18 protein-coding genes and 1 pseudogene are annotated in these 24,078 nt (G+C 71.2%); 11 read left to right on the forward strand and 8 right to left on the reverse strand.

All coding sequences use genetic code 11. The features are described 5' to 3' along the window. Window positions 1-73 precede the first annotated feature (73 nt). The 4 genes and pseudogenes from K4B79_RS18255 to K4B79_RS18270 form a co-directional block, all read left to right on the forward strand. Entirely contained in the window at window positions 74-988 is a 915-nt protein-coding gene (locus tag K4B79_RS18255) for a MerR family transcriptional regulator (protein ID WP_232028333.1), read from the forward strand. Window positions 989-1,110: 122 nt separating this feature from the next. After that, window positions 1,111-1,659, forward strand: coding sequence for an RNA 2'-phosphotransferase (locus K4B79_RS18260; protein ID WP_232027782.1), 549 nt, complete (start codon window positions 1,111-1,113; stop codon window positions 1,657-1,659). A 25-nt stretch (window positions 1,660-1,684) separates the two neighbouring features. Further along, window positions 1,685-2,131, forward strand: coding sequence for a hypothetical protein (locus K4B79_RS18265; protein WP_232027784.1), 447 nt, complete (start codon window positions 1,685-1,687; stop codon window positions 2,129-2,131). A 52-nt stretch (window positions 2,132-2,183) separates the two neighbouring features. After that, a pseudogene (locus K4B79_RS18270) lies at window positions 2,184-2,429 on the forward strand (LLM class flavin-dependent oxidoreductase); the annotation flags it as partial. A 51-nt stretch (window positions 2,430-2,480) separates the two neighbouring features. Here K4B79_RS18270 and K4B79_RS18275 read toward each other — a convergent pair. Both K4B79_RS18275 and K4B79_RS18280 read right to left on the reverse strand, forming a co-directional pair. Continuing rightward, window positions 2,481-2,882, reverse strand: coding sequence for a DNA-binding protein (locus tag K4B79_RS18275; RefSeq protein WP_232027786.1), 402 nt, complete (start codon window positions 2,880-2,882; stop codon window positions 2,481-2,483). Beyond that, window positions 2,879-3,127, reverse strand: coding sequence for a type II toxin-antitoxin system CcdA family antitoxin (locus K4B79_RS18280; protein ID WP_232027788.1), 249 nt, complete (start codon window positions 3,125-3,127; stop codon window positions 2,879-2,881). Before K4B79_RS18280 ends, K4B79_RS18275 begins: the two co-directional genes overlap by 4 nt. 217 nt (window positions 3,128-3,344) lie before the next feature. Between K4B79_RS18280 and K4B79_RS18285 the strand changes: the two genes are divergently transcribed. The 4 genes from K4B79_RS18285 (at window position 3,345) to K4B79_RS18300 (ending at window position 9,371) form a co-directional block, all read left to right on the forward strand. Further along, window positions 3,345-6,224: a DEAD/DEAH box helicase gene (locus K4B79_RS18285; protein WP_232027790.1), complete on the forward strand. Its 2,880-nt coding sequence runs from the start codon at window positions 3,345-3,347 to the stop codon at window positions 6,222-6,224. Then, window positions 6,221-7,465, forward strand: coding sequence for an SWIM zinc finger family protein (locus K4B79_RS18290; protein ID WP_232027792.1), 1,245 nt, complete (start codon window positions 6,221-6,223; stop codon window positions 7,463-7,465). Before K4B79_RS18285 ends, K4B79_RS18290 begins: the two co-directional genes overlap by 4 nt. A 50-nt stretch (window positions 7,466-7,515) precedes the next feature. Then, window positions 7,516-8,409, forward strand: coding sequence for an LLM class flavin-dependent oxidoreductase (locus tag K4B79_RS18295; protein WP_232027794.1), 894 nt, complete (start codon window positions 7,516-7,518; stop codon window positions 8,407-8,409). A gap of 92 nt (window positions 8,410-8,501) precedes the next feature. Next, window positions 8,502-9,371, forward strand: a complete 870-nt coding sequence (locus K4B79_RS18300) for a Cof-type HAD-IIB family hydrolase (RefSeq protein ID WP_232027795.1) — start codon at window positions 8,502-8,504, stop codon at window positions 9,369-9,371. Between the two features lie 12 nt (window positions 9,372-9,383). Here K4B79_RS18300 and K4B79_RS18305 read toward each other — a convergent pair whose 3' ends face one another. From K4B79_RS18305 to hisC, 6 genes are all read right to left on the reverse strand, one after another. After that, a complete protein-coding gene (locus K4B79_RS18305; protein WP_232027797.1) occupies window positions 9,384-10,469 on the reverse strand; it encodes a peptidoglycan DD-metalloendopeptidase family protein in 1,086 nt (361 codons plus the stop codon). A gap of 148 nt (window positions 10,470-10,617) precedes the next feature. After that, on the reverse strand, window positions 10,618-12,324 hold the full coding sequence (locus K4B79_RS18310; RefSeq protein WP_374208490.1) for a sensor histidine kinase: 1,707 nt from the start codon (window positions 12,322-12,324) through the stop codon (window positions 10,618-10,620). 167 nt (window positions 12,325-12,491) lie between these two features. Then, complete coding sequence (gene cydD, locus K4B79_RS18315) at window positions 12,492-16,001, reverse strand: thiol reductant ABC exporter subunit CydD (protein ID WP_232027799.1); 3,510 nt, start codon at window positions 15,999-16,001, stop codon at window positions 12,492-12,494. 51 nt (window positions 16,002-16,052) lie between these two features. After that, window positions 16,053-17,060, reverse strand: coding sequence for a cytochrome d ubiquinol oxidase subunit II (gene cydB, locus K4B79_RS18320; protein ID WP_232027801.1), 1,008 nt, complete (start codon window positions 17,058-17,060; stop codon window positions 16,053-16,055). A gap of 18 nt (window positions 17,061-17,078) precedes the next feature. Beyond that, window positions 17,079-18,593, reverse strand: coding sequence for a cytochrome ubiquinol oxidase subunit I (locus K4B79_RS18325; RefSeq protein ID WP_232027802.1), 1,515 nt, complete (start codon window positions 18,591-18,593; stop codon window positions 17,079-17,081). Between the two features lie 350 nt (window positions 18,594-18,943). After that, entirely contained in the window at window positions 18,944-20,023 is a 1,080-nt protein-coding gene (gene hisC / locus K4B79_RS18330) for a histidinol-phosphate transaminase (RefSeq protein WP_232027803.1), read from the reverse strand. A gap of 421 nt (window positions 20,024-20,444) precedes the next feature. Between hisC and K4B79_RS18335 the strand changes: the two genes are divergently transcribed. From K4B79_RS18335 to K4B79_RS18345, 3 genes are all read left to right on the forward strand, one after another. Next, window positions 20,445-21,557 (forward strand): LacI family DNA-binding transcriptional regulator, encoded by a 1,113-nt coding sequence (locus tag K4B79_RS18335; RefSeq protein WP_232027804.1) that lies wholly within the window; start codon window positions 20,445-20,447, stop codon window positions 21,555-21,557. A gap of 245 nt (window positions 21,558-21,802) precedes the next feature. After that, on the forward strand, window positions 21,803-22,882 hold the full coding sequence (locus K4B79_RS18340) for a metallophosphoesterase (protein WP_232027805.1): 1,080 nt from the start codon (window positions 21,803-21,805) through the stop codon (window positions 22,880-22,882). 193 nt (window positions 22,883-23,075) lie between these two features. Beyond that, complete coding sequence (locus tag K4B79_RS18345) at window positions 23,076-23,939, forward strand: hypothetical protein (protein WP_232027806.1); 864 nt, start codon at window positions 23,076-23,078, stop codon at window positions 23,937-23,939. Window positions 23,940-24,078 lie beyond the last annotated feature (139 nt).

Genomic DNA, 24,078 nt, shown 5'->3' on the forward strand with positions numbered 1-24,078 from the left:
GGAAGGCCCCGGCCCCACCCACCGGGCCGAGACCTCCGCGGGACACGCTCCGGCCGCCACTCCCTCGTACCGGATAGAGGACCTGGCCCACCTCAGCGGCGCCACCGTCCGCACCATCCGCGCCTACCAGGACCGCGGCCTGCTCCCCCGCCCCGAACGCCGTGGCCGCGCCAACCTCTACTCCGGCGCCCATCTCGCGCGCCTGCGTCAGATCGCCGGCCTACTCGACCGGGGGTACACCCTGGCGTCCATCAAGGAGCTGCTGGAGGCCTGGGACGCGGGCCGCGGGCTCGGCGGGGTGCTCGGGCTGGTCGCCGAGGTCGACGGTCCGTGGACCGACGAGGAGGCGGTACGGATCTCGCGTGCCGAGCTGGAGGAGCGGTTCGGCGGCACCTCCGACGACGCGGCGGTCGCCGAGGCCGTGGAGCTGGGCGTGCTGGAGCCCGTGCCCGGCGACGACGACTCCTTCCTCGTGCCGAGCCCCCAAGAGCTCGCCGTGGCCGTCGAGTTGCACGCGGCGGGTGTGCCCCTGACCGCGATCTCGGGACACCTGCGGGAGTTGAGGGGGCAGGTCGAGCACATCGCCGCGCGTTTCCTGGAGTTCACCACCGAGCACGTCTTCGCCCGCTACCTCGAAGGACCGCACCGGCCCAGCGACGCGGAAGCAGCGGCGGCGGCCTCGCTGGTACGACGGCTGCGGCCCCTCGCGCAGCAGACCGTGGACGCCGAACTCGCCCGGGCGATGCGTTTGTTGGCGGTACGGCAGCTGCGGCGGCACCTCGGGAGCGAGGAGCCCGCGCCGACCCGTCCGATGTCACGTTCCGTGCCCGTCTCCGAGGAGACAATGCGGGAGGTGGAGCGGCTGGTTGGGGCGGAGCGGGCGGCCGAGTTCGTCGGGCTGGCGGCTGAACGGGAGGTGAGGGCAAGGGCGTTGGATGCGCTCACGTCAAATGCGGTGCCCCCTGACGATCTTGACGAAGAGGGCTGACATGTCGGGGAGTTGTCCACAGAACCGCCAAGTAGCCTGTGGATAACTACAGTTGGTTGTGGATCAAACCTCGACGGCAAAACAAAATGCGTGACGCGCGTCTCCCCCGTCATCCTGATCGGATGGATGAAAGACGCACCGTGAAGGTGTCGAAGTACCTGTCCAAGCATCTGCGCCACCAGCCCGCGCGGATCGGGCTCAGTCTCGACGAGGCCGGCTGGGTCGAGATCGACACGCTGATCGCCGCGGCCGCCGCACACGGGTTCCGGTTCACCCGTGAGGAACTGGACCACGTCGTCGCCGCCAACGACAAGCGGCGCTTCGCGATCGACGGCACCCGGATCCGCGCCAGCCAGGGCCACAGCATCGAGGTGGACCTCGGACTGGCCCCGGCCGCCCCACCGCCGTACCTCTACCACGGGACCGTGGCCCGCCACCTGGACGCGATCCGCGCCGAGGGCCTGCGGGCCATGAACCGGCACGACGTGCACCTCTCGGCCGACCGGGAGACGGCCACCCGCGTCGGCGCCCGCCGGGGCCGCCCGGTGGTGCTGTCCGTCGACACCGGCGCCATGCACCGCGACGGCCATGTCTTCCACGTCAGCGCCAACGGCGTGTGGCTCACCAAAGCCGTGCCACCCGAGTACCTGCGATTTCCCGAGCAGCACTGACCGTCCGTCCGCCATCATCAGTGGTATGGACCATTCCCCTTCCACGGAGTCCGCCGTCACCGCCCTGCATGCCCTCGCCGGCGAATACGGGCGCGCGATCGAGGTCACGCACGACATCGGCGCCGACCGGACCTCCCGCCGCACCGCCGCGGGCGTCGGCGTCACCACCGACCCGGACGGCTCCCTGCCGCACGAGGCGTTCGTCGAGTTCGGTGGAGTTCCCCGGGTGAGCGTGCGGCTCTACCCGGACGACGACGCGCTGATCGAGGTCGAGGGCGTGGAGTGCCCCGACGTGGCACGCGACGACGTACCCGCCTTCCTCCGCTCCGTCTTCGGCGACCGGGCCTACGTCAAGGGCCGCCGCTTCCCGCCGGGCTACTTCCTGATCGTGCCGCTGCCGGGCGACCGTACGCACCGGGAGTGGATGCCGGTGATCAACCTCAGCCCGTGGCTGAGCGGGCGGGTGCGATGACCGTCCGTGACGGTTTCACGTCAAACACCTCCGGACGCATACGCTCAGTGCCATGAGTCTGCGTCTGAGCACCGTGATCCTCCCGTACCGCCGCTGGCACGAGGGGAGCCGCGAGGCATGGCAACGCGCGGAGCAGCTCGGCTTCCACACCGCCTACACCTACGACCACCTGTCCTGGCGCACCTTCCGGGACGGCCCCTGGTTCGGTGCCGTCCCCACGCTGACCGCCGCCGCCGGGGTCACCGACCGGCTGCGTCTGGGCACCCTGGTCACCTCAGTCAAGGCTTTTTCGCCTATCGCAGCCTGACCTGCGAAGATTTCCTTCGGTCAGCTGTCACAGCTGCCCCGCTCAGATGCCGATGAGCCGGACCCGGTCGCCGCACAACCGGGCCATGTCGTCGACGTCGGAGGTCAGCATGACCACCGGCCCCGGCTGACGCAGGGCCACCTCGGCCACGGTCGCGTCGATCGCGTACTTGTGGCCGTGCAGACCGGCGGCTTTGAGCAGTTCCGCGGATGCCTTCGCCGCATCCTCGGTCACCGGCTCGACCTTGACTCGGGAGAGCGCCCACCGCAGCCGAGGCATGTTCACCCGCGCATGGCTGACTTCCACGATGGTGTGGGCGCCGATGACGAAATCGGCACCCACGGCATGGAACACCTGGAACATCGCGAGGATCTTGCGGTCCTGGGCGATCCAGGCGGAAAGCCCCTGGGAGTCCAGTACGACCGTCTCGACATGCTCTTTCACGCCGCGCTGGCCGATCCGCCCGTACCCGTCGTCCCAAAGATCCTGGAGCGCGCCTCCACCAACTCCTCCTCGGTGAAGGCCCCGTGCTCCTCCTGGTGACGCTGCAGGTCGGCACCGAGCAGTTGGTGCCGCAGTTGCCGTGCCACCGCCTCGGCGACATAGCCGGAGACGTTGTCGGTGAGCTTCCTGAGCTCGGCGACCTGCTCGCTCGGCAGCGTCACAGTGATACGCGTGGTGTCCGCCATGACCCGAGCATACTGCGATATGCGCCCCGGGTCGTGTCGCTCGCCACACGTCCGCACGCGAGCGCACCATACCCACTGCCAGCCACACCGGGGCCATGCTTGCCGAAAGGGAACAGCCTTCGACATCCGGGTTTGAGCAAGGCTGCGCCGAGCCGCCATGCTGGGCCTGCCCGGTGAGCGGGACGCGGTGAGGGCCGCCTGGAACACGATGGGGCGAATGGGCGTGGCACGGGTCGTCGTACGAGAACCACGCACCAGCACGAGGATCACGCCACCGCTCGCCACACCGGAGGCAACCGCCTTCGCGGTCGCCCTGCTCGACGGCGGCTGGGCGGCGGTGTTCCTGCCCGGCGAACCCGCCCGCCTCGGACGGCTGCTGCTCTGGAAGCCCACCGGGGCAGCGGCGGCAGATGGCACAGTGCTCGAGGGCATCGAATCCGAGTCGGTGGAACTGGTGCTGCCGCACGGCCGGTCGGTCCGGCGCCGCAGAGTCGAGGGCTATGGGCTGCCCGCCGCCGTCGCTGTCGCCGCCCTGGCCGACGCCCGGCCGGCGCATCCGTCCGCCGCGGCCTGGCAAGCCGCCTCCCGCTTCGCGCTGCGGCTGCTCGCCGACGGCCGTCTCCATCCGGCCCTCACCGACGCCGGCTACGACACGTGGCAGGCGGGTCCCCTCACCGCCGTACAGCGGCAGACGCTGGACGCCCTCGGCACCGCCTTCCCACCCCACGCCCACTGCCTGCCCGAACCCGGCCCGGCTCCACTGCGCATCGCGGAACCGGTCGCGCTGGTACGCCAGTTCTGCGACGCGGTCGCGGACGACCTGGTCCGTACTCCGGCCGCGCCGCTCGCGATGGGGGCGCTGCCGTACGCCTGGCGCGAGGCGCGTGCCGTGCCCGTCCTGCGCGAGTGGGCCGAGGAGACCGCCGCCGCGTTCACCGCCGACGTCGGCGTCTCGCTGCGTGTCGACCTGCCCGAGGGGCGGCGCCGGCAGTTCCGGGCCGTTCTGCAGTTGCACACCGCGGCGGATCCGGCGGTCGTCGTAGAGGCCGCACGGCTGTGGAACGAGCCGTCCGAGACCGAGCGCCTCCTAGGCCCTCGCGCCGAGACCGAGACGCTGCTCGCACTGCGCCGAGGCGCCCGCGTCTGGCGTCCGCTCGACCGGCTGCTGAAGGACGCCGCTCCGGACCAGCTGCGGCTGACCGACGAGGAGGCGTTCGACCTGCTGGGCGACGCCACCGACACGCTGCGCGCCGCCGGTATCGACGTGCACTGGCCGCGCGAGCTGGTCAAGGCGCTCAGCGCGACTGCCGAGATCGGGCAGCGCACCGCGCCCGGCTCCCGTGCCGGTGGTCTGCTCGACGCCGACGCCCTCCTCGACTTCCGTTGGCAGCTCTCGCTCGGCGGTGAGCCGCTCACCGAGGCCGAGATGGATGTCCTCGCCGAGGCACGCCGTCCCCTCGTCAGGCTGCGCGACCAGTGGGTGGTCGCCGACCCGAAGCTGGTGGCCCGCGCCCGACGCCGCCGGATGGAATCGCTCACTCCCATGGAGGCCCTGGGTGCCGCGCTGACCGGCGAGGTGGAGCGGGACGGGGAGACGATCACCTGTGCTGCGGTCGGGGTGCTCGGCGACCTCGTCGCCCGTATCCGTGAACCCGAGTCCCGTACTCCCGCCACCCAGCCCGCCGCTCTGAAGGCCACGCTGCGCGACTACCAGAAGCGGGGTCTGGCCTGGCTGGCGGAGATGTGCGAGCTCGGCCTCGGCGGCTGTCTCGCCGACGACATGGGCCTGGGCAAGACCATCACCCTGCTCGCCCTGCATCTGCACCGGCAGGCCGACCCCGCCACCGCAGGCCCCACCCTCGTCGTCTGCCCCACCTCCCTGCTCGGCAACTGGCAGCGCGAGGCCGCCCGGTTCGCGCCCACCACCGCCGTGCGCCGCTACCACGGCGGCGGCCGCCACCTGAAGGACCTGGCCGGGGACGAGATCGTCCTGGTCACCTACGGTGTCCTGCGCCGCGACCGCGATGCCCTCGCCGAGAGCGCCTGGTCGCTGATCGCCGCCGACGAGGCCCAGCACGTCAAGAACCCTTACGCCGTCACCGCCCGCGAACTGCGCTCCCTGCCCGCCCGCGCCCGCGTCGCCCTCACCGGTACCCCTGTGGAGAACAACCTCTCCGAACTGTGGGCGCTCCTCGACTGGACCACCCCCGGACTCCTCGGCCCCCTCGCCGCCTTCCGCGACCGCCACGCCCGCGCGATCGAGTCGGGCGAGGACCCGCAGGCCGCCGAACGGCTGTCCCTCCTCGTCCGCCCGTTCCTGCTGCGCCGTCGGAAGTCCGACCCGGGCATCGCACCCGAACTGCCCGCCAAGACCGAGACCGACCGCGTCGTCCCGCTCACCGCCGAGCAGGCGAGCCTGTACGAGGCGGTGGTCCGCGAGACCATGGCGAAGATCGCCGAAGCCGACGGCATCGCCCGCCGCGGACTGATCCTCAAACTCCTCACCGCGCTGAAGCAGATCTGCAACCACCCCGCCCAGTACTTGCGCCAGTCCACACCCCTGCACGGCCGCTCGGGCAAACTCGACCTGCTCGACGAACTCGTCGACACCATCACCGCCGAGGGCGAGTCGGTACTGGTCTTCACCCAGTACAAGCAGATGGCGGCTCTGCTGGAGAGACATCTCGCGGAACGAGCCATCCCCACCCTCTTCCTGCACGGCGGCACGCCCGTCACCGCACGCGAGGAGATGGTGGAACGCTTCCAGCGAGGCGAAGTGCCGGTGTTCCTGCTGTCGTTGAAGGCGGCCGGCACCGGCCTCGGCCTCACCCGCGCCACCCATGTCGTGCACTACGACCGCTGGTGGAACCCCGCTGTCGAGGACCAGGCCACCGACCGCGCCTACCGCATCGGCCAGGACAAGCCCGTCCAGGTCCACAAGCTCATCGCCGAGGGCACCGTGGAGGACAGGGTGGCGAAGCTGCTGGAATCCAAGCGGGCGCTCGCCGACGCCGTCGTCGGATCAGGCGAGGCCACTCTGACCGAACTGTCCGACGCCGACCTCGCCGAACTCGTCGCACTGGGGAGGCAGTCATGAGCCCGTCCGTCCCCGGGCCTCGCCGTGCACCCGGCCGCGGCAGGCGTGCCTTCGCGGCGACGTGGTGGGGCCAGGCGTGGGTGACGGCCCTGGAGGACTCCACCCTGGACTCGGGGCGGCTGTCACGCGGACGCACCTACGCCCGCAAGGACATGGTCGGCGCGGTCACCATCGCCCCCGGCCAGGTCAAGGCCGCTGTCCAGGGCAGCCGTCCGCGCCCGTACCGCTCCGCCGTCCACCTGCCCGTCCTCACCGACGCCCAGTGGCACACCCTTCTCGACGCCATCGCGGCTCGAGCCGGGCATCTCGCGGCACTCCTCGACGGTGAGATGCCCGCAGAGCTCATCGACGACGCCCGCCACGCCGGCGTCCCCCTCCTCCCGCAACCCACCGAGCTCGACCCCGAATGCTCCTGCCCCGACTGGGGCCATCCCTGCAAACATGCTGCCGCGCTCTGCTACGCCATCGCCGCCACCATCGACGACGACCCGTTCGTGCTGTTCGCGCTGCGGGGCCGTGGACGGGACGACGTCCTCGCAGAACTGCGCGCACGCCGGACGGCGGGCCGGACCACGGACGCCCCGCCCGCTCCACCCGGTGTCCACGCGGCCGGCGCCTACGCCGCGTGGACCGCCCTGGCCGAGCACGCCCCGGGGTGGCCCGACCTGCCCGAACCGTCCGCCCACGACGCCGCGCTGCCGGTCCCCCCACCGACCGGCAGCGGCCTCGCCGGCGCCGACCTGGAGCGCCTGATGACCGATGTCTCAGCACGCGCGGCACGGCTGCTGTCGGGCGACGCCACCACCCTGCACCTGACCCAGCACCAGGACACCGTACGCATCGCCGCGAGCGGCCCCGGCCCTGAGTGGTTCCACAGCCTGGTCCAGAACACCGGCGCCAACCCCACCGCTTTTGCCCGTCTCACCCGCGCATGGCGCCACGGCGGCCCCACCGGCATCACCGTCGTCGAACAGCCCCACAGCCCGGAACCGTCAGCGATGACCGCAGCCCGTATCGCCCTGACCACGGCCCTCGCCGAGATGACCGACACCCCCGTCCGCCTCAGGGCCTGGCGCAACCGCCTCACCCTCCCCGACCACGGCATCCAGCTGCGCCTGGGGCCCGACGCCCGCTGGTACCCCTACCTCCAGGACGACGACGGCCAATGGTGGCCGGCGGCACCGCCCGACACCGACCCCGTTTCCGCGCTCACCGCGATCTGGCAACGCACCGGGATGTAGTACAAATCCCTCAGCATTGCTCGCAGTCACCAGAACATAGGGTCGTAGGCATGCGACTGAGCACCGTAATACTTCCCATCCATAGGTGGGGCGAGGGACAGAAGGTCTGGCAGCACGCCGAAGGCCTCGGGTTTCACACCGCCTACACCTACGACCACCTCTCCTGGCGCACCTTCCGGGACGGGCCGTGGTTCGGGGCGGTGCCCACGCTGACCGCAGCGGCGACGGCTACGCAGAGTATGCGGCTGGGTACCCTCGTAACCTCGCCGAACTTCCGGCACCCGGTGACCCTCGCCAAGGAACTGATCTCGCTCGACGACATCTCCGGCGGCCGGGTCACCCTGGGCATCGGCGCGGGCGGCACCGGCTTCGACGCCACCGCGCTCGGGCAGGAGCCGTGGACCCCGCGGGAGCGGGCCGACCGGTTCGGAGAGTTCGTCCCCCTGCTCGACCGGCTGCTGACCGAGGACTCCGTGTCGTACGAGGGCGACTTCTACTCGGCGCACGAGGCCCGCAACATCCCCGGGTGTGTGCAGCGGCCCCGGCTGCCCTTCGCCGTCGCGGCGACCGGTCCGCGCGGACTGAAGCTCGCCGCGCGCTACGGACAGGCGTGGGTGACCACCGGCGACCCGCGGCTGTACGAGAACGGCACTCCTGAACAGTCGGTTCAAGCCATTCGCGGACAGCACGACAAGCTGGCCGACGCGTGCGCCGCGCTGGGGCGGGACGTGAGCGGCATGGACCGCGTCCTGCTCACCGGTTTCACGCCCGACCGCGGCCGTCCGCTCCGCTCCCTCGACGCCTTCGTGGACTTCGCGGGCCGGCACCGGGAGATCGGCTTCACGGAGATCGTGATCCACTGGCCCGTCCCGGACTCGGACTTCGCCGCCGACGAGAAGATCTTCGAGCAGATCGCCATGGAGGCCCCGGCCCAGCTGAGCTGACAGCACGGGAGAACGCGCAGGTGGGGACGGTATCTCCTCAGATGTGCGGGCTCCCGCACGGTCGTGCGGGCCGTCTGAAGGACAATGGGCGGGTGACCTCAGCGACTAGACAGCCCGAAACCCCGGCCGCCACCGTCCCGCCGCGCCTGATAGCCACCGACCTCGACGGCACCCTCCTGCGTGACGACAAGTCGGTCTCCCCGCGCACGGTCGCGGCCCTCGCCGCCGCCGAGGAAGCGGGCATCGAGGTCTTCTTCGTCACCGGGCGTCCGGCCCGCTGGATGGACGTCGTCAGCGAGCACGTCCACGGCCACGGCCTGGCGATCTGCGGCAACGGCGCCGCCGTCGTCGACCTGCACGGCGGCCCCGGTGCCCACCGCTTCGTGAAGGTGCGCGAGCTGGAGCGGGAGAACGCCCTGGACGCCGTACGGCTGCTGCGCGAGGCCGCGTCGGGCACGGTCTACGCCGTCGAGCAGACCTTCGGCTTCCACCAGGAGCCCGACTACCCGAAGCTGCACATGGAGATCCCCGACGAGCTCCAGCCCGCCGAGCAGCTGCTGGCGCCGGACGGACCCGGGGCCGACGAGCCGGTGCTCAAGATCCTCGCCTATCACCCCACGCTCGACCCGGACGCCTTCCTCACTCTCGCCCGGCTGGCCGTCGGCGAGCGTGCCAGCGTGACCCGCTCCAGCCCCAGCGCCCTGCTGGAGATCAGCGGGCCCGGCGTCTCCAAGGCCAGCACGCTCGCGCTGTGCTGCGCCGAGCGCGGCATCTCGCACGAGGAGGTCGTCGCCTTCGGGGACATGCCGAACGACGTGGAGATGCTCACCTGGGCCGGCCGGTCGTACGCGATGGGCAACGCGCACCCGGACGTGATCGCCGCCGCGTCGGGCCGGACGGTCGCCAACAACGAGGACGGGGTCGCGGTCGTGATCGAGCGGCTCGTGGCCGAGCGCGGATAGCGGCGCGGGGGCTCACCCCAGCGCCACTCCCCGGGCCGACAGCCACGGCACCGGGTCGACCCCCGAGCCCGGCTCCGGGGTGACCCGCACCTCGAAGTGCAGGTGCGGGCCGGTGGAGTTGCCGGTCGTGCCCGACTGTCCGATCCACTGCCCGGGCGCGACCTGGTCGCCCTGGTCGACGGTGACGGCGGCGAGATGGGCGTACTGCGTGTAGTAGCCGCCCGCGTGCTCGACGACGATCTCGATGCCGAAGGCGCCCCCGCACGACACCTTCACCACGCGGCCCGTGCCGACCGCCCGCACCGGCGTGCCGATCGGCACCGCGAAGTCCTGCCCGGTGTGCCGGGTCGCCCACCGGGCGCCGCCGCTGCCGAACCCGGAGGACAGCTGGTACATCTCCACCGGGGCGACCCACGCGCTCGTCACGGCCGGCGGTGGCTGGTCCAAGCGGACGGCACCACGGCAGGCACCGGCCGCGACCGAGGCGTCGGCCTGCCCCTGCAACTGCCATCGCGCCTGGTCGAGCTTGGCCTCGATGTCTCTCTTCAGATCCACCAGTTCGGTGTTGCGCTTCTCCAACTCCCGCCAGGCGGCCGCCGCCTTCGCCTCGTCCGCGGCCAGGCGGGCCTCGGCGCGGCGGCTCTTGTCGATCGAGTTGTTGACGGCGAGCTGCGTCTGGGAGAACACATGCTGACCCCGCATCAGCTCGTCCGGGCTGCCCGCGAGGATGATCTGCGCGGTCAGCGGAAGCCCGCCGCCGGTGCGGTACTGGGCCCGCGCGACCCGGCCCAGGTCCTCGTGCAGGACGGCGATCTCCCGCCGCTCGCGGTCGAGCAGCGCCTCCGCCTTCAAGGCCTGTGCCCGCTGCGCCTCGGCCTCGGTCCGCCCCTGCTCGTACTGCCGCGTCGCGACGGCCGCGTCCTCGTACAGCCGGGCCACCTGCGCGCTGACCCCGGCTCCGGCGGCTCCATGAACACCTCCACCGTCGCTGCCGACGGCATCGGTGGAGTCGGCGGAGTCGGTCGGCCGGGCCGCGAGCACGGCGAACGCGCACAGCAGCGCCGGAACGAGCAGCGGATGACGGCGAGGTGAGCGCATGTCAGCGATCGTGACCCGGGCGAGGGGCCGCGGTCCTGTTCAAGTCGTACGGGTGGGGGACCGGTTGCGGCAGATGGGTCAGTGCGGCCGTGCCGCGAGGGCCGGTACGGCTCAGCGCGCTCGTGCCGGCGAAGAGGGCCGGAACGGGTCAGTGCGGTGCCTGCCACACCACCGTCGTACCGCCGCCGTCCTTCCCGATGCCGGGGCCGTGCCGACTGTCGCCGCCGAGGGACTCCGCGCGCCGCCGGAGGTTCCGCAGCCCGCTGCGCCGGCCGCCCTCGGGGATGCCGACGCCGTCGTCCGCGACGCTCAGCCGCACCCCGGGCCGGCCGTCCGGCAGCGTCACGGTCGCGTCGACGACGACCTCGATCCGGGAGGCCCCGGCGTGCCGGAAGGCGTTGGAGAGCGCCTCGCGCAGGGCCGCGACGAGGTTCTTGCCGGTGGCGTCGCCGACGACGGCGTCGACCGGGCCGACGAAGCGGTACGCGGGCGTGAAGCCGAGCGGCACGGCGGCCGTGGTGATCTCGCGCAGGACGCGCGTGCGCAGTCCCGCCGGGGTCTCGGAGGGCCCCTGCTGGAGCGCGAAGATCGCCGTGCGGATCTCCTGGATGGTGACGTCGAGTTCGTCGACGGCCTTGCCCACACCGTCGCGCACCTCGGGCACGCTCGACCGGCGCTGGGCGCTCTCCAGCATCATCCCGGTGCTGAACAGCCGTTGGATGACGAGGTCGTGCAGGTCGCGGGCGATACGGTCGCGGTCCTCGAACACCGCCAGCCGCTCGCGGTCGCGCTGTGCCTCGGCCATCTTCAACGCGAGCGCCGCCTGCGAGGCGAACTGGACCGCGAGGGCCCGCTCCACCCGTGTGAACGGTCGCTCCCCTCGCGCGCGGGGCGTGACGAGACTGCCCAGGACCCGGCCGTCGCTCTGGAGGGGCAGCATCATGATCGGGCCGTACTGTCCCGCGGGGCCGGTGGCCAGGCGCGGGTCGGCGGCCGCGTCCTCCACGAACACGGCCTGACCGTCGAGGAGTTCGGCGACGATCGCGTTCTCGGGCCCGATCACCCTGCCGAGCGAGTTCGAGGGCCGGTCCGCGCACACGGCGACGATCTCCAGGCCGCCCTCGTCGGCGGGCAGCAGCACGATCCCGGCGGCCGAACCGGACAGCCGGCGCGCCTGCTCGGCCACCACCTGGAGGGCGTCGTCGGCGTCGCCGCCGGACAGCAGGGCGGTGGTGACGGCCACCGACCCGTCGATCCAGCGTTCGCGCTGCTGGGCCGCTTCGTAGAGCCGGGCGTTGCCGATGGCGATACCGGCCTCCGTGGCCAGCACCCGCACCATGTCGAGGTCCTCGTCGTCGAAGGGGGCGCCGCCGCGCTTCTCCGTCAGATAGAGGTTCCCGAAGATCTCGCCCTGGACGCGGACGGGAACGCCGAGGAAGCCGCGCATCGGCGGATGGTGGTCGGGGAAACCGCACGAGCGCGGATCCTCGGTGAGGTCCGTGAGCCGGACCGGTTCCGGGTCGCGGATCAGCGCTCCCAGCAGGCCCTTGCGTCCGTCGGGCAGCCGTCCGATCCGCCGCGCGGTGGCGGTGCCGACCCCGCGGAAGACGAAGTCGGCGAGACCGTCCCCGTCCTCGACGACCACACCGAGGGCCGCGTAGCGGGCACCGGTCAGGGCCGCGGCCGTCTCACAGATGCGTTCCAGCGTGGAGTGCAGCTCCAGACCGCTGCCGACGGACCGCATCGCCTCCAGCAGCCGCGACACCCGCGCCGCCGGTGGGGGTGGTGGGGCCGGCGGGCCCGGTGCATGGGCGGGGGAGGGCGACGGGACGCCGGACACCGGTGCGGGAGACATGCACCGAGCCTAATTAGTCCCCTTTGGTACGGAAAGTCGAGCCGGACCGGCGGCACATCACGCACCGGGACGCGTGCTCATCGGCGCGTTTTCACCGGGATGCGTGCCCATCGGCGCGTGTTCACCGGGATGCGTGCCCACTGGCGCGTGTGCACCGGAATGCGCGCTCACCGCACCCCGACCAGCAGGTCCGCCGCCTCCTCCCGCTCCGCCATCCCCCGCAACGGCCCCTCCACGGCCGCCAGCTCCGCATACGTCCCCCGCTGCACCACCCGCCCCTGGTCCAGCACGATCACCTCGTCCACCGCCGCCAGGCCGGCCAGCCGGTGGGTGATGAGCAGGGTCGTACGGCCCTCGGTGGCGGCGAGCAGATCGGCGGTCAGCGCGTCGGCCGTCGGCAGGTCCAGGTGCTCGGCGGGCTCGTCGAGCACGAGGACGGGGAAGTCGGCCAGCAACGCCCGGGCCAAGGCCAGCCGCTGCCGCTGTCCGCCGGACAGGCGCGCCCCGTGCTCACCGACGAGCGTGTCCAGTCCCTCGGGCAGACCCTCGGCCCAGTCCAGCAGCCGGGCCCGTGCGAGCGCGTCCCGCAGCTCGTCCTCGGCCGCGTCCTTCCGGGCCAGGAGCAGGTTCTCGCGCACCGAGCTGTCGAAGAGGTGCGCGTCCTGCGCACACAGCCCGACCAGCCGTCGTACGTCGTCCCCGTCCAGCGCGTACGCGTCCACGCCGCCCAGCGTGTACGAGCCGGAGTCCGCGTCCAGGAAGCGCAGCAGCGTCTGGGCGAGCGTCGTCTTGCCGGATCCGGACGACCCGACCACGGCGACCCTGCGGCCCTTCTCCAGCGTCAGATCGAGCCCGGCGAGCGCGTCCCGGTCCTGCCCGGCGTGGCGGGCGGCCAGGCCCCTGACCACGACCGGGAAGGGCGAGGCGGGCGCCTGACGGGGCTCGTCCGGCTCCCGCACGGGCTCGGGCGCGTCCAGGACCTCGTAGACCCGCTCCGCGCTCCGGCGCACCCGCTGCCGGTACTGAACGGCGAGCGGCAGAGCGAGAACGGCCTCGAAGGCGGCCAGTGGGGTGAGGACGACCACGGCCATGGCGATGCCGCCCAGCCGTCCGGCGGCCACCGCCTGGGCCCCGACGAGGGCGGTCGCGGCGACGGTCAGACCGGAGAACAGCGCGGTGAGTCCGTCACCGAGCGCGGTGGCGGTGGCGGCGCGCGAGGCGATCCGGGTGAGCGTCCCGTCGGCCCGCCGCGCCTCGGCGGTACGTCCGGACAGGGCGCCCGCGACGGTCAACTCGGCGGTTCCGCTGAGCAGGTCGGTCACGCGCGTCGCCAGCAGGCCCCGGGCCGGGGCCAGCCTGCGCTCGGAGCGCCGGGCCACCGCACCGGTGACCAGCGGAACACCGGCGCCGGCCGCGAGGAGCCCGACGGCGAGGACCGCGCCGGCCTCCGGAAGCAGCCAGGCCGTGAAGCCCACCGACGCGGCGGACACGACCGCGGCGGCACCGGCGGGCAGCAGCCAGCGCAGCCAGTAGTCCTGGAGGGCGTCCACGTCCGTGACGAGCCGGGAGAGCAGGTCGCCCCGGCGGGCCCGCCGCAGTCCGGCGGGCGCCAGCCGCTCCAGGCGCCGGTAGACGGCCACCCGGGTGTCGGCCAGCATCCGCAGCACCGCGTCGTGCGACACGAGCCGCTCGGCGTACCGGAAGACGGCCCGTCCGATGCCGAAGGCGCGCGTCGCCGTCACGGCCACCATCAGATACAGCACGGGCGGCTGCTGCGAGGCCCGCGAGATGAGCCACCCGGAGGTGGCCATGAGACCGACGGCACTGCCGAGCGCGAGGCTGCCGAGCAGCAGGGCGAGGGCGAGTTGTCCGCTCCGGGGCCCGGACATGGCACGGACGCGCGCGAGAACGCCTCGGGTTCCGGCCGTGGGCGTCGCCGCCTCGGGCTCGCCCGGCGCCGGGGCGGGACCCGGTCCCGCTTCGATCGGCCGCGCCTCGGCCGTTCCGCCACCGGTCACCGGGTGCGTGGGGGAGAGCAGCGGCTCCTCCAGCCGCACCACCCGGTCCGCCACCTCCAGCAGCGCCGGCCGGTGCACCACCAGCAGCACGGTCCGTCCCACCGCCAGCCGCCGTACCGCCGCCACGATCTCGGCCTCGGTCGCCCCGTCGAGGGCCGCCGTGGGCTCGTCGAGCAACAGCACCGGCCGGTCGGCGAGGAACGCCCGGGCCAGCGCGAGCCGTTGCCGCTGCCCCGCCGACAACCCGGCCCCCTCCTCGCCGAGCACCGTGTCGACGCCCTCGGGCAGCGCGTCCACGAACTCCAGCGCACCCGCGTCGCCCAACGCCCGCCGTACATTCAGGTCATCGGCGTCGGGCCGGGCGAGCCGTACGTTCTCGGCGATCGTGCCGGCGAGCAGGTGCGGCCGTTGCGGCACCCAGGCGATCCGTGACCTCCACTGCTCCAGGTCCGCGTCGGCGAGATCGACTCCCCCGACCAGAACCCGGCCCTTGGCAGGCCGCACGAACCCCAGCAGGGCGTTCAGCAGCGTCGACTTGCCGGCGCCGCTCGGCCCGACGAGCGCGACCGTCTCCCCCGGCTCGACGACGAAGGACACATCCGCGAGAGCGTCCCCGGACCGGCCGGGGTAGCGGACGGTGACCCCGTCGAAGGCCACGGCGCCCTTGGGTACGGCAGCGGTGCCCGAGGCCGGCACCGGCGTCTCCAGCACCTCGAAGATCTCCTCGGCGGCGGCCAGGCCCTCCGCCGCCGCGTGGTACTGCGCCCCGACCTGGCGCAGCGGCAGATACGCCTCGGGCGCCAGCACCAGGATGACCAGACCGATGTACAGGTCCATCTCGCCGTGGACGAGCCGCATGCCGATCGTGACGGCGACCAACGCCACCGACAGCGTCGACAGCAGCTCCAGCGCGAACGAGGAGATGAAGGCGATCCGCAGCGTCCGCATGGTCGCTCGCCGGTACTCACCGGTGATACGCCGGATCGACTCGGCCTGCGCCTTGGCCCGGCCGAACACCTTCAGGGTCGGCAGACCCGCGACCACGTCCAGGAAGTGCCCCGACAGCCGGGACAGCAGCTGCCACTGACGGTCCATCCGGGACTGTGTGGCCCAGCCGATCAGCACCATGAAGATCGGGATGAGCGGCAGGGTCCCCACGATGATGGCCGCCGAGACCCAGTCCTCGGTCACGATCCGCGCCAGCACCGCCACCGGTACGACCACCGCGAGCCCCAACTGCGGCAGATAGCGCGAGAAGTAGTCGTCGAGGGCGTCGACTCCCCGTGTCGCCAGGGCGACCAGCGAGCCGGTCCGCTGCCCGCTCAGCCACCCCGGGCCCAGCGCGACGGCACGCTCCAGCAGCCGCCCCCGCAGCTCCGACTTCACCGAGGCGCTCGCCCGGTGGGCGGCGAGTTCGGTGAACCAGGAGACGAGCGCCCGGCCGACGGCCACAGCCACCAACAGCAGCAGGGGAGTGCGGAGTTCCGTGACGGACATGCCGTGCTGGAAGGCGCCCACCACGATCTCGGCGATGAGCATCGCCTGCGCGATGACCAGCACCGCGCCGACGGCACCCAGACCGACGACGGCCCCCATGAAGAGACGGGTCGCGCGGGCGTATCGAAGGAGACGCGGATCGATTGGTTTCACGTGAAACATGCCCTTCGGCCCAGTGGGGTGTGTTTCACGTGAAACACACCCCTGTCGGACTCAGTGCGCGGCGTCGGCGGCGATGTGCTGTGTACCGATCCGCTTGCGGAAGACCCAGTAGGTCCAGCCCTGGTAGAGCATGACGACCGGTGTGGCGATCACCGCACACCAGGTCATGATCTTCAGGGTGTAGGGGCTCGACGAGGCGTTGTCGACCGTGAGGCTCCAGTCCGGGTTGAGCGAGGACGGCATGACGTTCGGGAAGAGCGTCAGGAAGAGCATCGCCACGGCGGCCACGATGGTCAGGCCGGACAGCGCGAACGACCAGCCCTCACGCCCGGCCTGGTTGGCGAAAAGCGCCGCGACCAGAGCGGCGACCGCCACGACGAGCGCGACCAGGCTCTTGCCGTCACCGCTGTCCACCTGGGTCCACAGCAGGAAGAGCGACGCCACCGCGGCCGCGACGAGACCGACGCCCAGCGCCAGCTTCCGCGCCCGCTCGCGGATCTCCCCCACGGTCTTGAGTGCCGTGAACACCGTGCCGTGGAAGGTGAACAGCGTCAGCGTCACCAGTCCACCGAGGAGCGCGTACGGGTTGAGCAGGTCCCAGACCGTACCGACATAGTTGAAGTCCTGGTCGATCTTCACGCCCCGAACGATGTTGCCGAAGGCCACACCCCACATGAAGGCCGGGATCAGCGAGGTCCAGAAGATCGCGTTCTCCCAGTTGCGCTGCCACTTGTCCTCGGGCCGCTTCACCCGGTACTCGAAGGCGACGCCCCGGACGATCAGGCAGACCAGGATGAGCAGCAGCGGCAGATAGAAGCCCGAGAAGAGGGTGGCGTACCACTCGGGGAAGGCGGCGAAGGTCGCGCCGCCGGCCGAGAGCAGCCAGACCTCGTTGCCGTCCCAGACGGGGCCGATGGTGTTGATCAGCACCCGCTTCTCGGGCCGGTCGCGGGCCAGCAGCTTGGTCAGGACGCCGACGCCGAAGTCGAAGCCCTCCAGGAAGAAGTAGCCGGTCCACAGGACGGCGATGAGCACGAACCAGACGTCGTGAAGTTCCATGACTCGATCTCCCTCGGCCTAGTACGAGAAGGCCATCGGCTTGTCGGCGTCACGGAGGTCGCCGCCGATCTTCGTGGGCGGGTTGAGGTCGGCCTCGGTGAGCTCGGGCGGGCCGGCCTTGATGTACTTCGCCAGCAGCTTGACCTCGACGACGGCGAGGATGGCGTACAGGCTGGTGAAGACGATCATCGAGGTGAGGATCTCGCCCTGGGAGACACCGGGGGAGACCGCGTCGCGGGTCTGCAGGACGCCGTAGACGACCCATGGCTGGCGGCCCATCTCGGTGAAGATCCAGCCCCAGGAGTTGGCGATCAGCGGGAAGCCCATGGTCAGGACGGCGATGCGCCAGTACCACCGGGTGAGCTTCGGGCCGAGGGGCTTCTTGCCCCGGGGAAGCAGCACCAGATGTGGCACCTCGTCGTCGCCGACCCGCAGATGCTGCGGCAGCAGGAACTTCTTGCGGGTCAGCCAGAGTCCGAGCATGCCGATCGCGAAGGACGACATGCCGAAGCCGATCATCCAGCGGAAGCCCCAGTAGGCGACGGGGATGTTGGGCCGGTAGTCGCCGGGTCCGAACTTCTCCTGCTCGGCCTTGTTGACGTCGTTGATGCCGGGGACGTACGAGGTGAAGTCGTCCTTGGCGAGGAAGGACAGCAGGCCGGGGATCTCTATGGCGACCTTGTTGTGTCCCTTGTCGACGTCACCGACGGCGAAGATCGAGAAGGGGGCCGGCTTCTCGCCGTCCCACAGCGCCTCGGCGGCGGCCATCTTCATCGGCTGCTGCTCGTACATGATCTTGCCGAGGGTGTCGCCGCTGATCGCGGTGAGCATGCCGCCGATGACGACGGTGACCAGGCCGAGCCGCAGCGAGGTCTTCATGTCACCGATGTGCTTCTTGCGCAGCAGGTGGAACGCGGAGACACCGACCATGAAGGCGCCACCGGTGAGGAACGCGGCGGAGAGGGTGTGGAAGGCCTGGGCCAGCGCGGTGTTCTGGGTCAGCACCAGCCAGAAGTCCGTGAGTTCGGCCCGCCCCTTCGCCTCGTTGATCCGGTAGCCCACGGGGTGCTGCATCCACGAGTTGGCCGCGAGGATGAAGTACGCCGACAGGATCGTGCCGATCGAGACCATCCAGATGCAGGCCAGATGGATCTTCTTGGGCAGCTTGTCCCAGCCGAAGATCCACAGCCCGATGAAGGTGGACTCGAAGAAGAAGGCGATCAGTGCCTCGAACGCGAGCGGGGCGCCGAACACGTCACCGACGAAGCGCGAGTAGTCGGACCAGTTCATGCCGAACTGGAACTCCTGCACGATGCCGGTGACCACACCCATCGCGATGTTGATCAGGAAGAGCTTCCCCCAGAACTTGGTGGCCCTGAGGTACTTCTCCTTCTCCGTGCGCACCCAGGCGGTCTGGAGGCCGGCCGTGAGAGCCGCCAGCGAGATCGTCAGGGGGACGAAGAGGAAGTGGTAGACGGTGGTGATGCCGAACTGCCAGCGCGCCAGCGTCTCCGGCGCCAGAGCCAGGTCCACGTCGTCAGTCTCCTTACGCCGCCTTGGTACAGCGAAATTTTGCCCCTCTTTGTCACACACATAGAGGAGCAACCGGGACGCGCTTGTGAACGCGTTCACATTCACAAGCAAGTATGACGCATGCCCGTTCGACCTTCGATGGGCGGGGGGTCCTTCTCGCGGCCCGATGGGCCCATGTGGTCATGGACCTGTTGGCCCCTGTACACGCGGAACCGCCTGCACAGGGGCACCTGGGGGCGGCCTGTCAGGCCACCCCGTCACACCACACCGATCTCGTGGCGTGACGAACGCCACGCCAAACCCTCCAGGTCGACGGCCGTCTACAGCTCCCTCCGGAAGCCTTCCGCCGCCTACAGCTCCTTGCGGAAGCCTTCCGCCGTCTTCAGGAAGATGTCGTTGGCCTCGCACTCGCCGACCGTGACCCGCACGCCCTCACCCGGGAACGGGCGGATCACCACGCCCGCCTGCTCGCACGCCGCCGCGAAGTCCACCGTGCGCTCCCCCAGCCGCAGCCACACGAAGTTGGCCTGGGTCTCCGGCACCGTCCAGCCCTGGGCGCGCAGCCCGTCGACCACCCGGTTGCGCTCACAGACCAGCGAGCCGACGCGGCCGAGCAGTTCGTCCTCGGCGCGCAGGGAGGCGATCGCCGCCTCCTGTGCGAGCTGGCTCACACCGAAGGGCACGGCCGTCTTGCGCAGCGCCGCCGCCACCGGCTCGTGGGCGATCGCGAAGCCGACCCGCAGTCCGGCCAGGCCGTACGCCTTGGAGAAGGTGCGCAGCACGCAGACGTTCGGCCGGTCCCGGTACAGCGTCACGCCGTCCGGCACCTCGGCGTCGCGGATGAACTCGCGGTAGGCCTCGTCCAGCACCACCAGCACATCGCCGGGCACCCGGTCGAGGAACCGTTCCAGCTCGGCCCGCCGCACCACCGTGCCCGTCGGGTTGTTGGGGTTGCAGACGAAGATCAGCCGGGTCCGGTCGGTGATCGCGTCGACCATGGCGTCGAGGTCGTGCACATCGCCCTCGGTCAGCGGCACCTGCACCGCCGTGGCACCGCTGATCCGCGTGATGATCGGGTACGCCTCGAAGGAGCGCCAGGCGTAGACCACCTCGTCGCCGGGGCCTGACGTCGCCTGCACCAGCTGCTGGGCGACACCGACCGAGCCGGTGCCGGTGGCCAGGTGGGCGAGCGGCACACCGAAGCGCTCGGACAGCTCGTTCATCAGGCCTGTGCACGCCATGTCCGGGTAGCGGTTGAACGACGAGACCGCCGCCGTCACCGTCTCCATCACGCCGGGCAGCGGCGGATACGGGTTCTCGTTGGAGGACAGCTTGTAGGCCACGGGGCCACCTGCCGCGGCGGGCCTGCCCGGCTTGTAGGTGGGGATACCCTCCAGCTCGGCGCGCAGCTTGGGGCTCGTCTCGCTCACCGCAGTCCTCCTCGTGACCACCACCGGATTCCAATACTCCTCACCTTATGAGGATTCGCCCCCGGTGCGTACCGGTGGGAACGCACGGGAACGCGTCCACGGCGCACCACTTCCGTCACACCCGCATCAGGGGCATCACCGCACGAAGTCCGACGAATCGGGGGGCGCGGTCACATATATCTATGCGCCGGTGGCTCACGCCCTGGCGCGCATCCCTCGTGAAGGTGAGTTGAGACCTCTTCGAGACATCCGCGACTTGGCAGGCCGGTGCGCACCGACAAGTCACGTCCTGGTGTCCGATCATCCAACTGCCTAACTTTCCAAGGAAATTGACGCCATGTGACCTTGCAGAAACGTGCCTGTCAACGCGTGCATATGCGTCCGCCCTACCCCACCGCATGAGCCCTACTATCGGCTCGCCATGACAGCAGCAGGGAAGCACCAGGTGAGCCGCGCGGAAACCTCACGTCGAGGCAGCAGGCCGGGGCGGGCAGGCATCAGAGACGTGGCCGCCGCCGCCGGAGTCTCCATCACGACCGTCTCCGACGCCCTCAACGGCAAGGGCCGGCTCCCGGACGCCACCCGACGCCACGTCCGCGAGGTCGCCGACCGACTCGGCTACCGACCGTCCGCCGCCGCCCGAACCCTCCGTACCGGCAAGTCCGGACTGATCGGTCTGACCGTGACGACATACGGGGATGAACCTTTCACCTTCACCGAGTTCGCGTACTTCGCCGAGATGGCGCGGGCCGCCACCTCGGCCGCGCTCGCCCGCGGCTACGCCCTCGTCATCCTCCCCGCGACCTCGCGCCACGACGTGTGGTCGAACGTCGCCCTGGACGGCACGGTCGTCATCGACCCCTCCGACCAGGACCCGGTCGTCAGCGAACTGGTCCGGCAGGGTTTACCGGTCGTCTCCGACGGCCGCCCGGCCGGCACGCTGCCGGTCACCGCCTGGGTCGACAACGACCACGAGGCCGCCGTCCTCGGCATCCTCGACCACCTGGCCGACGCCGGCGCCCGCCGCATCGGCCTGCTCACCGGGACCACGACGGACACCTACACCCACCTGTCGACCACCGCATACCTGCGCTGGTGCGAGCGCGTGGGCCAGGATCCGGTCTACGAGGCCTATCCGGCGCACGATCCGTGCGCGGGCGCCGTCGCCGCCGACCGCCTGCTCGCCCGCCCCGACCGGCCGGACGCGGTCTACGGCCTGTTCGACCCGAACGGCACCGACCTGCTCGCCGCCGCCCGCCGCTACGGCCTGCGCGTACCGGACGACCTGCTTCTGGTCTGCTGCAGCGAATCCACCGTGTACGCCAACACCGAGCCGCCCATCACCACCCTCTCCCTGAAACCGCGCCGCATCGGCACCGCGGTGGTCCAGCTCCTCATCGACGCCATCGAGGGGGTCGCGTCGGACCGGCCGGTCGAGCAGGTGATACCGACCGAGTTGATCGTGCGTACCTCGTCCCAGCGACGCTCACCGCGCACGACGGTCAGTCCGCCTCGGTCGCCCGAGGAGAAGTAGAGTCGGGCGGTCGGCGGAACGGAAAGCGCGTTCAGCGGGGGCGGGGCAGGGGTGGTCGCGCGACGGACGAAGCCCTGCCCAATCGGGGCGAATGCCGCGATGAACAGGAGTCTTGCTCCGATTCACCACCCCTGGGTCATCACATGGCGCGATCCGCATTCCTATGATGGGCCCACGACACCGCGGGCCGCTGCGACCAGGCAGTCCGACGCGGTGCAGATGCGGCGTGATGGTGGAGGGGTCTGATGACTCAGGGGGCCGGTCAGGGACCCGAGACGGAGCGTACGGCGACGTTGCGCGACTTCCGGGTTCCCGCGTACGTCCACGAGACCGGTCCGTACGACCACAGCACGCACCCCGGTGACGTCGTCCCGCCGCACGAGCACGCCTATCCGGAGGGGTACACCCCCACCGAGCGGGACCTTCCGGTCATCCACCGCGGGGACACCCTCGACACGGCGGCCGTCGACCCCGCGCTCGTCCCGGCTCCCCAGCCGGACACCCTTCCCGGCCCCCTGTACGTCGTCGGCGACGTACACGGCTATCTCGACGAACTGACGGCCGCGCTCCAGGAGAAGGGCCTGATCGACGCCGACGGCAACTGGTCCGCGGGCACCGCCCGGCTGTGGTTCCTCGGCGACTTCACCGACCGCGGCCCGGACGGCATCGGCGTCATCGACCTCGTGATGCGGCTGTCCGCCGAGGCCGCCGCGGCCGGCGGCTACTGCAAGGCCCTCATGGGCAACCACGAACTGCTGCTGCTCGGCGCCAAGCGGTTCGGCGACACCCCCGTCAACTCCGGCGCGGGCACCGCCACCTTCCAGGCCGCCTGGCTGCTCAATGGCGGCCAGAAGACCGACATGGACCGCCTCCAGGACCACCACCTCCAGTGGATGGCCCGCCTCGACGCCATGGAGTCCGTCGACGGACATCTGCTCGTCCACTCCGACACCACCGCCTACCTCGACTACGGCGACTCGATCGAGGCGGTCAACGACACCGTCCGCGAGACGATCACGCGCAACGACGCGGACGAGGTGTGGGACCTGTTCCGCAAGTTCACCAAGCGCTTCTCCTTCCGCGACGAGGGCGGCGCCGACGCCGTGCGCTCCCTGCTCGACATGTACGGCGGCACCCGCATCGTCCATGGTCACAGCCCCATTCCGTATCTCCTGGGCGAGGTCGGCTCCGAGGACGGCGAGGACCCGGCCGGCCCCCTGGTCGAGGGACCGCACCTCTACGCCGACGGACTCGCCATCGCGATGGACGGCGGAGTGACCATGGCCGGAAAACTGCTGGTCCAGCAACTTCCCCTGGATATCTGAACGTTCACGGGGCAGGCGTTCCCCCGTGGCGGAACGTTCGACGACGGCGCTGGCCAAAGGGCATTTTCGGTAAACCCCCTGTCACGGCGTGCCGTCGTCGCTCTACCATCGGCTTATCCGTAGCAGGCTCCCCTCCGTTTCTGCCCGACGGCTCGTCAGCGTGCGAGCCCCAAGCCCTACGGAGCATCGGGGGATGCACATGAACAGCGTTCCGCAGCACCTGCTGAGCGAGGACCGCCAGGAATACGAGCGGATCCTCGATGAGGCGCTGCGCTCCGCACCACACCGCCCGGAACTGGCCGCTGTCGGCCAGCGGCTCAACCCGGAACAGCTGCGCACCATGGCGCTCAACGCCACCGCACTCATCACGGCGGCCGCGGCGACCGAGTACCAGCACTACGTGAAGGTCCGCGAGGAACTGCGCCATCCGGCGCCGTCCACCCCGTCGTCCTCGCGCGAGTCCGGCTCCGAGGAGCCGGCCACCGGCGCGATGGGGCTCGCCACCACCATGGGAGAGGTCGCCGAGACCGCCGGCGCGGGCGCCGTCGCCGTCGTCGCGGTGCTGGCTCCCGTCCTGGCCGGAACCGCAGCGGCGATCTTCCTGCTCGTGGGGTACATCCTGAAGATGCTCAACCCCGAGCCGGCCTTCGCCCAGACCATGCTCACCACCGGATGGGTGTTCGGCGCCATGACCGCGGCCGCGATCCTCGTCGCCGCCGTCGGTCTGCTCCTCACCGCCCTGCGCAACAGCCCCTCGCTCGAAGCCGGTCCCTACGGCGAGATGAGCGCGGAGGTGACCCGGGCCAGGGACGCCTGGCGCGAGGCCCTGCTGGAGCGCGGCATCCTGCCGTTCCTGCGCGAGGCCCTGGCCGACCCCGGCACGGCCGCACTGCGCCGTACGGCACCGCCGACGCCGACCAGCCGTATGCCGCACCTCGGCTACGGCCGCCCCGGCTTCAGCAGCCCGGACGACGGAGCGCCGGGCTCACGCCCCCGCTTCTCGAGCCCGGACTACACCAGCCCGGACTTCGGGGGGCCGGACCACAAGCCGGAGTAGCCGGCCAGTCGGAGGAGCCGACTGGCCGGAGCACACCGGAGCACGCGCCCGGGCAGCCCCTCGGCTTGCGTCCCCACGGTGGGGAGCGCAAGCCGAAGACCGGGCCGGACACCGGCCGTTGTCGTGCCGGTGCCTTGAG

Origin of the sequence: Streptomyces lincolnensis, from assembly GCF_021173675.1 — a bacterium.
GTDB lineage: Bacteria > Actinomycetota > Actinomycetes > Streptomycetales > Streptomycetaceae > Streptomyces > Streptomyces lincolnensis_B.

What these genes read in the sequence shown, in the direction of transcription:
- K4B79_RS18305 (WP_232027797.1), bottom strand. Translation starts at nt 10,469, where the DNA reads ATGCGCTCACCTCGCCGTCATCCGCTGCTCGTTCCGGCGCTGCTGTGC.
- K4B79_RS18335 (WP_232027804.1), top strand. Translation starts at nt 20,445, where the DNA reads ATGACAGCAGCAGGGAAGCACCAGGTGAGCCGCGCGGAAACCTCACGT.
- K4B79_RS18310 (WP_374208490.1), bottom strand. Translation starts at nt 12,324, where the DNA reads ATGTCTCCCGCACCGGTGTCCGGCGTCCCGTCGCCCTCCCCCGCCCAT.
- K4B79_RS18260 (WP_232027782.1), top strand. Translation starts at nt 1,111, where the DNA reads ATGGATGAAAGACGCACCGTGAAGGTGTCGAAGTACCTGTCCAAGCAT.
- K4B79_RS18290 (WP_232027792.1), top strand. Translation starts at nt 6,221, where the DNA reads ATGAGCCCGTCCGTCCCCGGGCCTCGCCGTGCACCCGGCCGCGGCAGG.
- K4B79_RS18295 (WP_232027794.1), top strand. Translation starts at nt 7,516, where the DNA reads ATGCGACTGAGCACCGTAATACTTCCCATCCATAGGTGGGGCGAGGGA.
- cydD (WP_232027799.1), bottom strand. Translation starts at nt 16,001, where the DNA reads ATGTTTCACGTGAAACCAATCGATCCGCGTCTCCTTCGATACGCCCGC.
- K4B79_RS18280 (WP_232027788.1), bottom strand. Translation starts at nt 3,127, where the DNA reads ATGGCGGACACCACGCGTATCACTGTGACGCTGCCGAGCGAGCAGGTC.
- K4B79_RS18285 (WP_232027790.1), top strand. Translation starts at nt 3,345, where the DNA reads ATGGGCGTGGCACGGGTCGTCGTACGAGAACCACGCACCAGCACGAGG.
- K4B79_RS18340 (WP_232027805.1), top strand. Translation starts at nt 21,803, where the DNA reads ATGACTCAGGGGGCCGGTCAGGGACCCGAGACGGAGCGTACGGCGACG.
- K4B79_RS18265 (WP_232027784.1), top strand. Translation starts at nt 1,685, where the DNA reads ATGGACCATTCCCCTTCCACGGAGTCCGCCGTCACCGCCCTGCATGCC.
- K4B79_RS18345 (WP_232027806.1), top strand. Translation starts at nt 23,076, where the DNA reads ATGCACATGAACAGCGTTCCGCAGCACCTGCTGAGCGAGGACCGCCAG.
- cydB (WP_232027801.1), bottom strand. Translation starts at nt 17,060, where the DNA reads ATGGAACTTCACGACGTCTGGTTCGTGCTCATCGCCGTCCTGTGGACC.